Genomic DNA, 15,617 nt, shown 5'->3' on the forward strand with positions numbered 1-15,617 from the left:
ATATTAATATTATAATCTTTGAATCTATGTTTCCTCGTTTCCCACCTGCTCTTTAAGACTCTCTTCGGGAAATGTTTTCCGAAGAGTGGTTAATGAGTATATATGAAAGTCAAGCATTAGATCCGCATGTAAACAGAGAAAGGTTTAGAAATGAATGGTTTGAATAAAAAAGGAAAGAATTGGGTTCAAAAAAAGTAACAGTGGACGAAAATGAATGTTTTAAATAAAAAAAAGGAAATAATTGGGTTCAAAAAAAGTAACAGTGGACGAAAATGAATGTTTTAAATAAAAAAAATGGAAGAATTAGGTTCAAAAAGAGTAAACAGGGACGAAAACGAATCCTTAACCGATGAAAAATGAAATAGAGTATAATTTGACATAGTAATCTTGAAATTCCCAATGTATTTTGAAAATTATAGGAAGACTAATATCTGAGTAAACCGATATAAATACTTAAATTTTTAAAATCCAAGAATTTTTAACGAATTTTACTGGAAAGGGGTTTTAATATGTTCTCACTGAACGAACAAAAGGCTATTGAACTTGGAGAATCTGGAGAACGAGCAATAAGAGAACAGAATGAATATGATGCACTCCAATATGCTGAGTACCTCCGGGAATTAGGACATGAGTTGCTCGAAGGTAATTTAGAGAAGGATTTAAAGAGAGTTATTATCTCACTCAGAAACATTGGTAACAGAGCTGTCCAGAAAAAGATGGATAATGTTGCGTCCACGGCTCTTAATGAGCTTAAGTATCTTTCTGATATTGCACTCGATAAGAATTTCTCAAACGCGATGTGGTCTTTTTCAAAAGCTGCACAGGAGATAGGAAAAGGAGCAGTACAGGTCGAGATGCTCGAACCTGCAAAACTTGCGCTTGACACGCTTAAAATGATAGGGATGGGCGCAGTTGAGAAGAAAATGGAAGTTGTAACCCTCTGGACAACCATGTCACTTGAGGAAATGGCTTATCTTGCAAATAAGCAGCAACTTGAAGATTTCACTAAGGAAGCAAAAGAGGCTAGAGAAGAAATTATAGAATACTCCGAAGCCTCAGGGTTTGTTACAAAGGAACAGATTGAAAAATACCCACAGCTTATCGCCCAAACCGTAAGTCAATTCTCAGAGCTTCGGAATCTACAGCCTGCAGGTTATGAGACCAAGCCTAATGAGGAATTCACAGAAGAGGAATTCTTTGAGGAAGAGGTAGAAGGGGAAGAGCAGGAGCCTGAAACTGAGGCCGCCAAAAAGGAAAAGTAACCTGATAACCAGAAAAATGAGACTGTTAATTAGAAAATAATTTCTCTGGAAAAATTTCTGGCTGTTTACACAGGCGTATGCCTTTTTTCATAATATTTCTGGTCGCTTACACAACCGAATGTCTTTTTTCATAATATTTCGGGCTGCTTACACAGCCGGATGCTTTTTTTTATAATTTTTGGAAATCTCCAGAAAGCTTTCTATTATTTTCAGGCCATTGGGAGTAAGTACGGATTCGGGGTGGAACTGCAAGCCGTAGATTGGATACTTTACATGCTCCACTGCCATAATGCTCCCGTCCTCAGCCCTGGCAGTAACTTTTATCCCGGGTGCAGGTTCCCCAATCTCAAGTGAATGATAACGGCCTGCTTCGAATGGGCCCTCAAAGGCTGAAAACAATGCAGAGTCATCATGCAGAATCTTCGAACTTTTTCCATGCACTGGGCCGACCTTGCTTCTTCGAACGACTCCGCCGAAAGCCACGTTGATTGCCTGGTGTCCAAGGCAGACTCCAAGAAGAGGAATTTCCCTACCCATTTCCCTGATTATGTCCAGGCAATTTCCTATATCCCTGGGGTCTGAAGGATTACCCGGACCCGGCGAAATAACCAGAGCATCAGGTTTAATCTCCCTGAGTTCTTCCAGGGAAACCGTATTGGGAAGTACCAGAGTATCTTTTTCGAAATAAGAGATATAATCTACAAGATTCCATACAAAGGAATCCTTGTTGTTTATGAAAACCACCTTCACCTGAAAACATCTCCTGAACTTATAATTTTTAGTTTATTTTCCCTTCGTTTCTCTCCTTTAACCTCCTCTTTCCTGAAAAACCCGTTTCCTGGATTTTTTTTCTGTAAAACATCCCTTCCTGAACTTCTTTTCATAAATTTCACCCCAGAATCACATAACAAATTAGTTTAAACTTCTCCTTCGATTGCCGCAAGCATTGCTCCCATCTTACGTTCGGTTTCCCTGAATTCATAACCAGGATCAGAATCAGCTACTATTCCAGCTCCAGCCTGCACTGATGCTTTCTTGCCCTGTACAATAATGGTCCGAATTACGATTGCAAAATCAGCATCTCCGTTCCAGCTGTAATATCCAACTCCTCCTCCGTAGATCCCTCTTGGTGAAGCCTCAAGTTCGGAAATAATTTCCATGGCGCGGATTTTCGGAGCTCCTGAGAGAGTTCCTGCCGGAAATATTGCCCTGAAAGCATCGAACTGGTCACATTCCGGTCTCAAAGTGCCTATAACCTTACTTTCGATGTGCTGGACATGAGAATATTTCAGGACTTTCATGAATTCGGAAACCTTCACCGAGCCGCTTTCCGTAACCATTCTTACATCGTTTCTCCCAAGATCGACAAGCATCACGTGTTCAGCCCTTTCTTTTTCATCATGCATCATGTGTGCAGCAAGGGCTTCATCTTCGGCTTCGGTTTTTCCACGGGGGCAGGTGCCTGCAATCGGGTTTGTGATTAGAGTCCTTTCATGAACAGTCAGCAGAGTTTCAGGGCTTGCCCCGACAATTGCCAAGTCTCCAAACTCAAAGATGTACATGTAAGGACTTGGATTAATTGCTCTAAGCTGCATATAAAGTTCAAAAGGCGACTGCTCGAGCGTAAACTCGCATTTCCTGGAAAGGACTGCCTGAAAGATATCTCCTGCAAAAATATGCTCTTTCGCCTGGACTACCGAGTCCTCAAACTTCTGTTTTCCGGCATTGCAGTCCGAAACAGGTAAGCCTGGAAAGATTGATCCGCCTGGTATTGCGATTTCTACTGAGTCTCCTGAAATTGCGGCTTCTTTAAGTATGACATAGAGTTTTTCGGCTTCCTGAAGGGCTCTATCATAGATTTCTCCGGCATCTGCACCCGGACTTACGAAAGGAGTGATCACGATATATATCTCTTCAGTGATATGGTCGAAAACAAAAGTTTTCGAAACCATCAGGTACTGAAGTTCCGGAATTTCGGATTCAAAGCCTTTTTTGACCCCTAACCAGCTATCGTAAATAGCATCATAAGCTGTATAACCTATGGCCCCGCCCAGGAAAGTCTGCCTGTCAAAACGTTTCGCATTCAGGAGTCCCATCCCGTTTGCAGGAGGAAAAACCAGGCGAAGGGCATCGAAACCATCTTTCCCCTGAGGAATTGGAGCCGTGAATTTTAAGTTTCTCAGTTCTGAGTTTTCTTTCTCCGGATTCTCCTCTTCTATGGTTTCACAGCCACAGGCATCTTTGATTTTCGACCGAACTTCTTCAAAAAAAGGAGACGCATTTGGGTTAAGGAGTTCAAGAGAGATTTTCCTGTCACCTATCTGAACTACAGCATCAGGATCATTTCCAACAAAAGAGTACCTTGCCTTAGTTTCCTGTTTTTCCACTGATTCCAGCAGGTACGAATAACTTGAGGTCCCTGAGGCCCGCAGGGCGCGGTAAAGTTCAAGAGGAGAACATGTTAAATTATCGATTCTTGCAAGGAGCTGGATAAAACCTGGCTGGCTTACTCCTGAAGCAAGTTTTTTGAATTCTTCTTTTCCAAGGTCAAAGGAAAGCATTGGCACACCTCACTTCTTCAATAAAACTTTTGATTTTTACAGCATCTTTTTTCCCGCAGGTCTCAACCCCTGATGCCGTGTCCACAGCATAAGGCGAAACAGCCCTGATTGCTTCCCGCACGTTTTCAGGCTTGAGCCCGCCTGCAAGGATAAGGGGAAGTCGCGTTTCTTCTGAGATTCGCCGGCTCAGAGTCCAGTCGTGCACACAGCCTGTGCCTCCGGGCTTTTCAGACCTTGCCGTATCAAGCAGAATGGAATCTACAATGTCGGCTTCTTCCAGAAGACTGACCTCTTCAAGCAGGCTTGAGACAGAAGCAGGATTTCCGGAACCTTCGTTTGAAGCCCCTCCCTGTGCAGGTACGGACAGAGTTTTTATGATAGGGATGCCCGTTTTTTCTTTTATTATTTCAAGTTCGAGATGGGGCAGTCTGGAGTGAATCTGCACGATATCGGGTTTTATTTTATTAATCAGACCTACGGCAGTATCCGCGTTTTCAGGCATGATAACCAGTACGGAACTCAGGGTTTCAGGGACTCTGGACACTAGGTAGGCAGCAGTATCGGAATCAAGCTTTCTCGGGCTCTCTACAGGAACTTCTGTAAGAAAACCAACTGCGTCGGCTCCGTAAAGGGCTGCAATTTCGATTTCTTCAGGGCTGCGGATTCCACAGATCTTTATTCTCGTTTTCACTTTCGCTGTCATGCCCTCTCTCCCGAGGCCGGGCTTAATATTGACGTTCTTGAGCGCATTGACATGCTTTTTCCCGAAATACTGCCCTTACTTTCCTGTCTGTGAAACCCTGAAGTAAAAGCCCTGAACTGGTTGAATTTAACCATGACTTTTCCACTGTCAATAGCATCCTCGGCAATAGGAATTGCTTGCCGGATAGAACCTACTATCCCACCTACATAAAGGGCAGCAGCAGCATTCAGAACTACGATGTCTCTTTTCGGTCCTTTCTGGCCCTTAAAGATACACAGCAGGTCTCTTGCATTTTCTTTTGGAGTACCGCCCTTTATATCCTCGGGATTTGCCCTCAGCATGCCAAGATCTTCCGGAGTCAACGTATAGGTTGAAACCTTGCCATCCTTTAACTCCGCAACATAGGTTTCACCCGTATTTGTGATCTCATCCATTCCATCTCCGTTCACAACAAGAGCATGCTCGGTTCCGAGTTCCGCAAGAGCATAGGCTATTGGTTCACAGAGTTTTTTATCAAAGACCCCTATTACCTGCCCTTTAGTACCTGCCGGGTTGGTCAGGGGCCCAAGAATATTGAAAACCGTACGAACTCCGAGTTTTTTCCTTATACCTGCAACCCTCTTCATAGCCGGGTGAAAAACCGGAGCAGCCATGAAACCTATTCCTATTTCTTCGATCGTTTGCCTGACAGCTTCGGGCTCCAGGTCAGTTTTAATTCCCAGGGCTTCAAGTACATCCGAACTCCCCGACATTGAAGTGGCAGCCCGGTTTCCGTGCTTGGCTACAGGAACACCTGCTGCAGCAGTAACAATTGCGGCTGCTGTCGATATATTGATTGTATTAAGGCCGTCTCCTCCTGTCCCACAGGTATCCACAAGCCTGAAAGATGTTTTGGGCCGGATCGTTTTTCCGGCTTTTTTCATTCCCCTTACAAAGCCTGCGATTTCTTCGGGCTTTTCACCTTTTGCCCTCAAAGCAAGCAGAAATCTCCCGATTTCCTCATCCTGTGCTGTACTCAGAATTTTACCTACTGCGTCTTCAGCTTCTTCGGGGCTCAGATCATGCCCTTCTTCCAGCTTTTGAATATATCTCTGCATTTTCTCATCCCTCCACGATAGTTTCAAAATTTCCACAACTGTTGACGTTCTTTATTTTCCGGACCTTTTCCTTTAACTGGCTCTTCGGATTCCGGATTTGAGTTCTTTTGCAAGGGCTTCCAGTCTTTCGTTTACGTCTGTTCCTTCATCTATAATCTTGACAAAAGCCGAGCCGACTATAACTGCATCCGCTCCGGCGTCTCTAACTTCTGCAGCCTGCTCTCCTGTTGAGATCCCGAATCCCACAGCCTTAGGAAGTCCGGTTTCTACTCTGGAAAGCAACTCTCTGGTAGAGGATGAGACATCTTCCCTGGCTCCAGTAACTCCAAGTCTCGAAACAAGGTAAAGGAAACCTGAGCCCCTTTCCAGGATTTTCTGGATTCTTCCCTCGGTTGTTGTGGGCGCAATTAGAAAGATCAGGTCAAGCCCATGCTTTTCACAGCTATTTTTCAGGTCAGCCGCTTCTTCTACAGGGATATCGGGTACTATCAGTCCGCTTATTCCGGCATCTGCAGCCTTTTCTACAAATTTTTCCACTCCGTACCTGAATACAGGATTGTAATAGGTCATGCAAACAAGTGGAATCCCAACATCCAGGGTTTTAATAAGCTCAAAATAACGCTGTGTATCCATGCCTGCTGCAAGTGACCTCTGTCCTGCCACCTGGATTGTCGGGCCGTCCGCTACAGGGTCCGAGAAGGGAAAACCGAGCTCTATGATATCCGCACCTCCGTTCACCAGAGCTTTTACAATCTCCCCGGTTTTTTCTGCAGACGGGTCTCCTGCCATTACATAACAGATCAAAGCACCTTCCTTTTTCTCCCTGAGTTCGGAGAATTTTTCGGAGATTTTTTGTCTTTCCATTTTAGATCCCTCCTCTCAGGCTAAGGACGGTTTCCAAGTCCTTATCGCCTCTTCCTGAAAGGTTTACAACCACTACTTCTCCCAGTTCTCCGGCTTCTGAGGCTTTCTTCAGATAAGCAAGGGCGTGGGAAGATTCCAGCGCAGGAATTATTCCTTCATGTCTGCTCAGTTCATGGAAAGCTTCAAGGGCTTCGTCATCAGTTGCATATCTGGCTGTAACCCGACCGATATCGGACAGGTAAGCCAGTTCAGGCCCTACCCCTGAGTAGTCAAGACCTGCGGAAACGGATTCGGATTCAAGGATTTGACCGTTTTTGTCCTGCAGTATCTTTGTTCTTGCACCGTGCAGGATACCTTCTTCTCCTGCACAGAGAGAAGCTGAGTGAAGTGCGGCTTTTTCCGTACATTTAAGGGCTTTTCCTCCGGCTTCGACAGCAATCAGTTTGACATCCTTATCCTCAATAAAGGGGTAGAAGATCCCCATTGCATTACTTCCGCCACCTGCACAGGCAATGATGGAATCAGGCATACGACCTTCTTTTTGCAAAATCTGTTTCTTTACTTCACGACCTATAACACTCTGGAAATCCCTTACTATTACAGGATAGGGATGAGGACCTACAACCGAGCCTATGAGGTAATGCGTATTTTCTATGTTCGTGACCCAGTCCCTGAAAGCCTCATTAATAGCATCCTTAAGGGTTTTTGAGCCGGTTTCCACGGGTACTACTTCAGTGCCCATGAGTTCCATGCGGTAGGCGTTCATCTGCTGCCGTTTGACATCTTTGGCTCCCATGTAGACAACGGTTTCAAACCCGAGATTTGCTCCTGCCATAGCTGTTGCAGTCCCGTGCTGTCCTGCACCGGTTTCGGCAATCAGCCTGGTTTTCCCCATGTATTTTGCAAGCAGGGCCTGCCCTATGGCATTATTTAACTTGTGGGCTCCTCCGTGCACAAGGTCTTCCCGTTTAAGGTAGATCTTTGACCCGTACTTTTTACTCAGGTTTCTGGCAAAATAAAGAGGTGTTTCTCTGCCTGCAAAATCCCGCAGGTAATGGTCAAGTTCGGCAAGGAATTCAGGGTCATTTTTATACCGCTCGTATCCCTCTTCCAGCTCTTCTAAAGCCGGCATGAGGACTTCTGGTACGTACTGTCCCCCATATTTTCCGTATTTTCCTTTTACCTTGCCTGTCTGCCCGTTTTTCAAATTCTTCTGCGAACCTGAGAGTTCATTTAAGTATGAGTCCTTTGCAGGAAATTCTGAAACTTTAGTTTCTGTCAATTCAATTACTCCCTTGTCTTTTTGATGAATCCTGTAGCGTAATTTTGATATCGCATTCGGAAGCGTAGTTTTTGATCTTGTCATTGAAGCAAAATTTAATTTTGAATGTTTTTTGGTGAATTTTGAACGAACTTTGAACGAACTTTGAATGAACTTTGAATGAACTTTGAATGAATTTTGAACGAACTTTAAACGAACTTTGAACAAATTCAAAGTGATATTGAACAAATTTAGAGTGATTTTGAGTGGACTTTTCAACCTGTCCAGTCAGGCTGAAAGCTCCGAAAAGTCTGAGAAAACAGTTATTGACGCCAACCAGCGCCCTGGACGAATTCTTTTGTTTTATCAAAAACAGAAGCATTTTCCATAAGTGCAGAACCTATCAGTACGGCATCCGCACCTGCCTGGATTACCCTTCTGACATCCTGTACGCTGTTCATTCCGCTTTCGCTTATTATCAGATGCCTGGTTCCGTGATCAAGGTCGCATTCCCGGATAATAGGAGCCAGCTCTTCTGTGGTTCCGAGGTTGATTTCAAGGGTTTCAAGGTCTCTGTTATTAATTCCTATTACTCTTGTATCAGTTTCCAGGGACAAATCAAGCTCTTTTCTGTTGTGAACCTCTACCAGAGGCTCCACTCCCTTTTTAAGAGCAAGCTCAACAAAATCCCCTAGTTGTCCTCCAAGGATTCCTGCAATCAGGAGTACAAGATCACTTTGAGCTTCTTCAAGCTGCAACCTGTCAATAATAAAGTCTTTTCTCAGGACAGGCAAGCAAACCTTATTTCTAACTGAGTCCAGGTTTTCAAGTGATCCCCTGAATACTCCAGGCTCGGTCAGAACTGAAACTGCAACAGCTCCGGCTTCTTCCATTTCCCATGCAAGCTCGGCAGCCGTTGCAGGCGAAATATCCCTGAAAGTTCTCCCTGGCGATGCGGGCTTGACCTCTGCAATTACAGGCACTCTACCGTCGGCTTTTGCAGCTGCTACTGCCGAGATAAAGTCCCTTTTCTCAAATCCCATTTTCTGGCTTTCACTGGAGATCTGCGGCCCCAGGGCCTGGACACGGGTTTTTGTTGTGTTGAGGATGTGGAGAATTGAAGCGTGCATAGTTTATCACTGAAGTATAGTTTTGTACATCAACGTCTAATGAAGTACTTTGTATAAAAAGGTTTTGGATAAGGAGGCTTTGAAACTAAAGTATACTTTGTGCGTTAAGTTAAGAAATTGTATCTAAAGTCGTAACGTGGTAAAAAATAAGAATTTAGGTATCCTCTTCAAATTGTATGAGTAAAAGTAAATTTCATGTATTTGCTGAAAATTTAAAAATGTCATTAAGTTTGGTAACCAACTTCAAACGATGAACTCAACTTTGCAACTATATAATAAAATTGTTGTGCATTTTTCAAGTTGGAAAATTCTCCATTGAATTTGAAGAGGATAGAGAAAATGACTCAGTGTTTATACATGTCGTGAGAGTCAAGCCACAAGTTAACCAGCTTCAAACTTTATGAATTGTTAGTTAATAAAACGGTATCGGAAAATATGTTTTAATTTTTAATGTCGACCTGCTGAAACTAGTGTCGAATCAACAACAAAATGTCGTATAAAATCGATTGCAATTATTCGGAATTATTAAATCCTTGATCCTACATTCGGCAGCAAGCACATTTTAACATTTAAATATCCGTGATTGTTATTTTTTGTAGGTTCAGTTATAAATCAGCATCATGCAGACTGCATATCTAATTCCATTTTTCCCATATGTTACAAATATAGAGCCTATCCCAAAAGCCATTTAGTCCTTAATCATCAAGAATTTTCAGGATTGTTTTCATGATCAGAAACTTGATTGATTATTCGAAATACAGGATTCAGAGAAGCAATTTTGAGTTTTGGGATCAGCTCATATATTAATTATATTATGGTTAACATTTATTAGTTTATAGTTTAAATGAAATTTTAAAAGTTTAAAAAAAACGATATCAATAGAAAAATTAAATGGATTTTTATGTTGACCTGCCGAATATGGGCTTGATGATTGACTCGACACTAGATTGAGTCTACAAATGCTGCTATTAAAAGGAAGTTTGGGGAGACTTTGAAATCTAAGAATCAGACTGCTCAGGTAATTGTTATCTAAGAGGCTGTCTTAAAATTCAAATCATTTCTACAATTGGATAATAGGCAACGTTCCGTTTAAATTCATATTACACACTCGATGTATAAAATAAATCGATAGCAGTAGAAAAATTAAATGAATTTTTACGTCGACCTGCCAAAAGCAGGCTTAGAATTTGACTGTGGTAACTCATGAGATGTATGAGAATGGGATTGAGCCAGAGTTCTTACATGTAAAGCATTTTTAAGTCTTAATTTTCAGAGGTGATAGGGGTATTGGCATTTGCATCTTTTCTGATATATTTATAAACAATGGCATTATATAGAAATATATTGCATTATCGAGAATAACCCTTTCATTGGCTGGCAACTTAGTGGTAGAAGAGTCACTATCCCATTCAGATAATAATTTTTCTTTATTGTCTGTCTCTACAACTGTATCTACAGATGCACCAATATGGCCAATATTAATAATATCCATACTGAAATTGGATTTAAACACAATCTCATTATTCAAACTTTCTTTATAATCGATTAGTGTTATGCTAATATTAATTTTTATTTCGTAATTTTTCGATACGTCGACCTCACTCTCTTTACATGCATCTAATCTTTTTATTGATACTTTTTTTATATTAAATAGCAAAATGGACACCAACCGGGTTTTGCATCAAATTCGCGTGAACTAATCTGCTCGACTTTAATAACCGGAATATTCTCAATAATCTGTGGTTCTAATCCTAAAAATTTTGGAATTATTCTAATTTTGGATGAGTATTCAAAACTTGGTAAGCTATATTGTATTGGACTGATTTTTTGGACAGTTATTATCATGTCCTTCCTCATCAACCCTTCACATCTTCTCAAGACTTCTTTAGCTTTTCCAATTATTCTGGGATTTCTTTGATCTTCTTGTTTAATTATGTCTGAAGCAATGTTTTTAGCAGCATCTGTTTTGCCTTCAGGAATTAATATCTCATCTGATTTTTTCAAATAATCTTCCAATATATAGTCAGGAGCGTATTTAATAAGTTCTCTCAACTGAGCAGAGGTAGGTAATTCTATACCTCGTTTATCAAATAATTCCAAATACCTATTTTTGAGATACTCTACTACTTCATTCAGTTCATTGAATCCGAGTTCACATGGCTCAAATCCATAAAAAGATATAGCTTTCTCTACTTCCTTTAGTGGAACTTCTTCTAAATATTCATTATTATAAGGGGGAGCTAGAAAAAATGTTTTATCTCTATCTATGATAAAAGCTTTCCTTTCATATGGCAATGTGGCAATCATTCTCAAAGTCATTAACCAACCACTTCTAACTCGATTCCTTTATCTTTTATAAGATCATTCATACGCAAAAATTCTTGTAGATCACGCAGTTTTTCTATATCAGATAAGCCATTAGCATATTTTTCATACAGATATCCATAGTATTCTTCTACTTTAGTTTTGCGAATCCTTACTTTATGTATATGTTGTGGTTCTATATCATTTTTTGTTATTGCTTCAATATATGAATGTTCACAGCAGACAATAGAGGGTAGCATGATTGGATCTATTTCACAGGTGCACGTGCAATGTTTAATAGCCGCTAAGATATGTACTAAGTTCTTATTCGAACTATCAGTAGTTAGTTTCTCTACGTCTACTTTAGATTCATTAACATAACTTAGGCTATCACCTTTTATAAATGCAACACTGGCATCATTATTCACAAAAGATTTTGCGATCACCAAGCAAATGTCTCCGTATTTATGTATACCAGGACCACCAATGTTTAGAGCTCCGTATTTGAATTTTTTACCGTCTTTGAAACTACTATCAAATATTATTCTTTTTGAATAGTGTTTTTTTAATTCGCGCCTTAATACTTCCTTAGTAGAAATATTCTCCCCAACACCATTGGGTAAACGTTCTAGATCATCTTTTAATTTTTCATATCTATTTTTATATTTGCCCTCTATCAAAAAATTATTAAATTTGTCTATATCCATGTTTATTGAAATAGCCCATTTATCTTTAACTAAATCACTTATTATTGTATAGTTTTGTTTATATATTCCGTCTAAATTGTTTATTATATTTTTTAAGTTAGTTGAATTTTTCTCAGCTATATCAAATAAATCATGAATCTCTTCCATAGTAAACTACGTGTTAGACTAAAACTATATATTAATTTTTTGAAATTTGTTGCTTTTCTATAAGATTAGACTGACTTTAATATATTTTGCCATAGCTGTATATATCGATCCACTTAATAAATTTTATAATATAATATGATCCACCAAAGTAAAATCAAATTGCGTGCGGTCACCCCACCCTAAACAGGCTGTCCGACAATTATTGTTAGTAATAAGAAAGTGCTAAAAAGAAAGCAAATAAGACCTTTAAATCAAAAAAGAGAAATTCTTTTATTACCGAAAGTAATTGTCGGGCAGCCTGTAAAGAATGGGGTATTCGTGACCCTCTGCGCTCCTGTTGTAATAAAAAACTAAAATTCAATATTTCTAATTTTTTAAGTATTTGGGCTTTGCAAGAAAAATATCATATTTTTCTTTTTCTTTTAGTCAAGGGCTTTTTCTTGCAAGATAATGAAGCTGCATTTTTGTTAACATTACACTGTTTTGAAATAAAATTATTTGTTGAGAAATCTGTTAAATATATAACAAAAGGTTTCAGTTCATCAAATTTAGGATTTTAAAATAGAACAACATAAATATCTAAACTCCATACAACTATTTATTTTTAAATTCATATATTTAATATCCAGTTGCTTTATCAATGTGAACACTTATGGATGAAGATATCAACCCAACCGATAATCAGACAACTGACAATCCAACTGATCTTAACATAAATTATGACGAAACCGTATATCAGGTATTAAATGACAGATATTTAGTTGAATGGCAAAGGACGACTAACATAGAGAATAAAGCCATATGTATTATTGGATTTATCGGCGTGTTAATGGTATTTAGTGTAAGTTTTGGACTAGAGCACTTTACAGATTTCTCAGGTAATTACTCTATTTTGAAAATCTATATTCTTTGCATTTTTTCACTCATTTTTGCTTTTATTTTCTCTTTAAAGGCCTTGTTTATTGGGAATAAAAGAATGAGAGTATTGGATACTGATTATATACTATATGAGTATGTGTCTAGAAACAAACCATTTCTTAAAGAGACATATCAAGAGCTACGTGAAGAAATTTATGCCAATAACACATCAAATATAATCAAAAATTTTTGTTTGTCTGCTTCTGTATACGCGTTCGTTTTTAGTTGTTTAGCATTGTTTATGTTTACAGTTTGGTATGTGTATCTAAAACACTCCAATGAGTTATTTACAATATATTTACATTATGCTAATATGATTACTAATATTTTAACATAAATTAAACCATTTAAATTGAACTTATTTCAATGAGATTTTTTAAGGTAACTGATATTGAATTTAACTAATATACAAAAAGATATTAATAGGATAGAAAACGAGATAAAATGTGGGAGAAAAATGAGTACTGAAAAAATAACACGTGGACAACAGTTTACTTCGAAGCAGTCTACCTCACGTGATGAAAAATTCGGAACTCAGATAGAATCACGTGGTATTATTAAAGCAATTTTTGACAAAAAAACAAGAAGATAGTAAATAATTTTATCTTTATCCTTATTTTTAGTAAATAGAGAAAGCTCGGCTCAATTAAGCTTACTCTGGATACCTGAAAAGTGTCTTTTCTCATTCCTGCACAGTTCGTTGTTTGACAAGGCTCGTTTGGCCAGACCTGCAAACAAAAATGATAAAACAGTTTTTATTCTGATGTTCTCATCAAAGATCAGCAAATAGCACGAAACATCTGCGGATCAATTGAAAATCAATTGAAGATCAATTGAAGATCAATCAAAATCGTGCTGGGTCACCCCGTTGGTGTTTACTTGAGCACTACTTACTGGAGTTACCTTGAGTGCCATGGCGAACATTATATATATCTTAGCCCGAAGTATGCTCCAGATTGAGGTGCATCCGTGGAAACAACGACCATTAAAATTAGTGCCGAGCTATACGAAGCGCTCGATTTTTGCAGAGACAGAAATAGTGACAGTGCCTGGGAGTCAAGGAGCACGATAATTAGAAAACTATTAGCTCGATACGATGATACCTGCCAGCTTATACATGAAAACGGTAGCTACTGGTTTGTTATTAACGGCAGGAAACGAAATTTCCCGGAGCTCTCGCATACTACGGAAAATGTGAGAATCACGCAAGGGCTTCATGACAGACTCAATGAAGCAAAAATCCACCCTGATGAGACAATAAATACTGTTTTGCAACGTTTGTTGTTTTCGTACTATGGCAACAAACTGGTTTACCGTATTAATATAAAATCCGCTAGCGACAAGGACAGCCAGGATTTAATATCTTTCATGCACGAGGTCCTGCTGACAGAACCAAAATTTAATAACGCCCTGTTTGCCGAAGTTGTAAATGTAGAAAATCATCCGGAAACAATGGGTAAATACAAAAAAAGCATGTTACCACTATCGATATTGTACGATTTTGAAGACCATGAGGTGTGGCGCATGGAAGGAAAGCATGATTTATATGAGGTAAGAAGAAATTTAGAGTCCTTTATTGATTCGTTAGAAGAGTTTATTGATTGACGTGCAGCTGGAGCTTGCAAACAGGCAATTTTCCGCACCTCATTTAAAAAACTTTTAAATATACTTTCATTTTTATGTGGTAGCGTTAATGGACTAACATGTTATATGGTCTAATATGGACATTTTAGCCATAATAACCCGTAGTTAAACCTTAACTGTTTTTTCTTTTCAGGATTTGCCCTTTTAAGAGGATTCAAGATCATAGCTATCTTTACAGACGTTGACCACCCATCATTAGGTTATTGATTTTATATTTTATCTTTCCACTGCCGCTGAAATTTCCATTTTTTTAATCTGCTCAAATCCAATGAGCTCTAGCCGCGCCGAGCAAGAAAAATTTATGCTAGAAACATCGGCCAATTCAGCCGGAGATAATACCATCAAGTTTCCTGCGGATTGCCAAAAAAAGCACATGGTATCCTTTGAATAACACGCTCAAATCAATGAAAGTACTTTTGACTTACCTTTTTTGTTTATGTGTTTCATCATTATCTTAGAACAGTAAGGTTGTCTTTTCTTTTGATCTTTGAAGCCGTCAAAAAACTAATCGGTGAATTGCCACCGAAGGCTCAAATGTGACCTTTAATGATAAGATGTACGAAGATGAAATAGAATATGATGTACGAAGATGAAATTGGATATGATGTACGAAGATGAAATTGGATATGATGTACGAAGATGAAACTGGATATAAAAAAGGAAAAATTCAAAAGAGGAAGATTGTCGAGACCGAGATATTCTCAGTTGATAAACGAATAAAAATAATTAGTGAAATATTTGCAATAACGGAAAAAAAGGGTGAAGAGAGCACGTGAGGAAGAGATCTTCATGTACTTTCATGCTAAATAAATTTTCTGATTGATTTCAATCCTCTGGTTAAAAATTCTCCAAACCCTGAGTTCATCCCAAAACTTGAAATTTGCTTCTTAGACCGTGTATTTTGAATAATCAATCAATCTTATGATCATGAAAATAATTCTGAGAATTCCCAATGATTAAGAGTAAAGTGGCTTTTGGGATAGACTCCATAAATTCTCTTTATAGTTTCCAATTACAGG

At 39.1% G+C, this 15,617-nt stretch carries 14 protein-coding genes and 1 pseudogene; 4 read left to right on the plus strand and 11 right to left on the minus strand.

Annotation, left to right across the window (positions count from 1 at the left end; genetic code table 11):
- The first annotated feature begins 509 nt into the window (after positions 1-509).
- Positions 510-1,262, plus strand: a complete 753-nt coding sequence (locus MSBRM_RS10300) for a hypothetical protein (protein WP_048117166.1) — start codon at positions 510-512, stop codon at positions 1,260-1,262.
- 147 nt (positions 1,263-1,409) lie between these two features.
- On the opposite strand, the gene MSBRM_RS10305 is transcribed toward MSBRM_RS10300, so the two are convergent.
- The 11 genes from MSBRM_RS10305 to MSBRM_RS10350 all read right to left on the minus strand — a co-directional run bounded on the left by MSBRM_RS10305 (position 1,410) and on the right by MSBRM_RS10350 (position 12,036).
- The gene (locus MSBRM_RS10305) at positions 1,410-2,012 is read right to left on the minus strand and encodes an aminodeoxychorismate/anthranilate synthase component II (RefSeq protein WP_048155608.1); all 603 of its coding nucleotides are present in this window, start codon (positions 2,010-2,012) and stop codon (positions 1,410-1,412) included.
- Positions 2,009-2,155, minus strand: a complete 147-nt coding sequence (locus tag MSBRM_RS20385) for a hypothetical protein (protein WP_158498908.1) — start codon at positions 2,153-2,155, stop codon at positions 2,009-2,011. Before MSBRM_RS20385 ends, MSBRM_RS10305 begins: the two co-directional genes overlap by 4 nt.
- Positions 2,156-2,179: 24 nt before the next feature.
- Positions 2,180-3,823, minus strand: coding sequence for an anthranilate synthase component I (gene trpE / locus MSBRM_RS10310; protein ID WP_048155609.1), 1,644 nt, complete (start codon positions 3,821-3,823; stop codon positions 2,180-2,182).
- Positions 3,810-4,526 (minus strand): phosphoribosylanthranilate isomerase, encoded by a 717-nt coding sequence (locus MSBRM_RS10315; RefSeq protein WP_048155612.1) that lies wholly within the window; start codon positions 4,524-4,526, stop codon positions 3,810-3,812. The genes trpE and MSBRM_RS10315 overlap by 14 nt, the downstream gene beginning before the upstream one ends.
- Positions 4,523-5,623, minus strand: a complete 1,101-nt coding sequence (trpD, locus tag MSBRM_RS10320) for an anthranilate phosphoribosyltransferase (RefSeq protein WP_048117151.1) — start codon at positions 5,621-5,623, stop codon at positions 4,523-4,525. Before trpD ends, MSBRM_RS10315 begins: the two co-directional genes overlap by 4 nt.
- A 72-nt stretch (positions 5,624-5,695) precedes the next feature.
- Entirely contained in the window at positions 5,696-6,487 is a 792-nt protein-coding gene (gene trpA, locus MSBRM_RS10325; RefSeq protein ID WP_048117148.1) for a tryptophan synthase subunit alpha, read from the minus strand.
- A 1-nt stretch (position 6,488) separates the two neighbouring features.
- On the minus strand, positions 6,489-7,694 hold the full coding sequence (gene trpB, locus MSBRM_RS10330) for a tryptophan synthase subunit beta (protein ID WP_048157006.1): 1,206 nt from the start codon (positions 7,692-7,694) through the stop codon (positions 6,489-6,491).
- A gap of 377 nt (positions 7,695-8,071) precedes the next feature.
- Positions 8,072-8,878 (minus strand): indole-3-glycerol-phosphate synthase, encoded by an 807-nt coding sequence (locus MSBRM_RS10335; RefSeq protein ID WP_048155615.1) that lies wholly within the window; start codon positions 8,876-8,878, stop codon positions 8,072-8,074.
- A 1,255-nt stretch (positions 8,879-10,133) separates the two neighbouring features.
- Positions 10,134-10,535, minus strand: coding sequence for a hypothetical protein (locus MSBRM_RS10340; RefSeq protein ID WP_048155616.1), 402 nt, complete (start codon positions 10,533-10,535; stop codon positions 10,134-10,136).
- Positions 10,520-11,197: a hypothetical protein gene (locus MSBRM_RS10345; protein WP_048155619.1), complete on the minus strand. Its 678-nt coding sequence runs from the start codon at positions 11,195-11,197 to the stop codon at positions 10,520-10,522. Before MSBRM_RS10345 ends, MSBRM_RS10340 begins: the two co-directional genes overlap by 16 nt.
- On the minus strand, positions 11,197-12,036 hold the full coding sequence (locus MSBRM_RS10350) for a hypothetical protein (protein WP_048155622.1): 840 nt from the start codon (positions 12,034-12,036) through the stop codon (positions 11,197-11,199). The genes MSBRM_RS10345 and MSBRM_RS10350 overlap by 1 nt, the downstream gene beginning before the upstream one ends.
- Before the next feature lie 652 nt (positions 12,037-12,688).
- Between MSBRM_RS10350 and MSBRM_RS10355 the strand changes: the two genes are divergently transcribed.
- From MSBRM_RS10355 to MSBRM_RS20390, 3 genes and pseudogenes are all read left to right on the plus strand, one after another.
- On the plus strand, positions 12,689-13,291 hold the full coding sequence (locus MSBRM_RS10355; protein WP_048155625.1) for a hypothetical protein: 603 nt from the start codon (positions 12,689-12,691) through the stop codon (positions 13,289-13,291).
- Positions 13,292-13,923: 632 nt separating this feature from the next.
- Positions 13,924-14,559 (plus strand): hypothetical protein, encoded by a 636-nt coding sequence (locus tag MSBRM_RS10365; protein WP_048117142.1) that lies wholly within the window; start codon positions 13,924-13,926, stop codon positions 14,557-14,559.
- A 662-nt stretch (positions 14,560-15,221) separates the two neighbouring features.
- Positions 15,222-15,374: pseudogene (locus tag MSBRM_RS20390) on the plus strand (IS110 family transposase); the annotation flags it as partial.
- Positions 15,375-15,617 lie beyond the last annotated feature (243 nt).

The organism is Methanosarcina barkeri MS, assembly GCF_000970025.1.
Taxonomy (GTDB): Archaea; Halobacteriota; Methanosarcinia; order Methanosarcinales; family Methanosarcinaceae; genus Methanosarcina; species Methanosarcina barkeri.

Coding starts and splice junctions, on each gene's coding strand:
- MSBRM_RS10300 (WP_048117166.1), top strand. CDS start 510: ATGTTCTCACTGAACGAACAAAAGGCTATTGAACTTGGAGAATCTGGA.
- trpE (WP_048155609.1), bottom strand. CDS start 3,823: ATGCTTTCCTTTGACCTTGGAAAAGAAGAATTCAAAAAACTTGCTTCA.
- MSBRM_RS10315 (WP_048155612.1), bottom strand. CDS start 4,526: ATGACAGCGAAAGTGAAAACGAGAATAAAGATCTGTGGAATCCGCAGC.
- trpD (WP_048117151.1), bottom strand. CDS start 5,623: ATGCAGAGATATATTCAAAAGCTGGAAGAAGGGCATGATCTGAGCCCC.
- trpA (WP_048117148.1), bottom strand. CDS start 6,487: ATGGAAAGACAAAAAATCTCCGAAAAATTCTCCGAACTCAGGGAGAAA.
- MSBRM_RS10335 (WP_048155615.1), bottom strand. CDS start 8,878: ATGCACGCTTCAATTCTCCACATCCTCAACACAACAAAAACCCGTGTC.
- MSBRM_RS10345 (WP_048155619.1), bottom strand. CDS start 11,197: ATGACTTTGAGAATGATTGCCACATTGCCATATGAAAGGAAAGCTTTT.
- MSBRM_RS10350 (WP_048155622.1), bottom strand. CDS start 12,036: ATGGAAGAGATTCATGATTTATTTGATATAGCTGAGAAAAATTCAACT.
- MSBRM_RS10355 (WP_048155625.1), top strand. CDS start 12,689: ATGGATGAAGATATCAACCCAACCGATAATCAGACAACTGACAATCCA.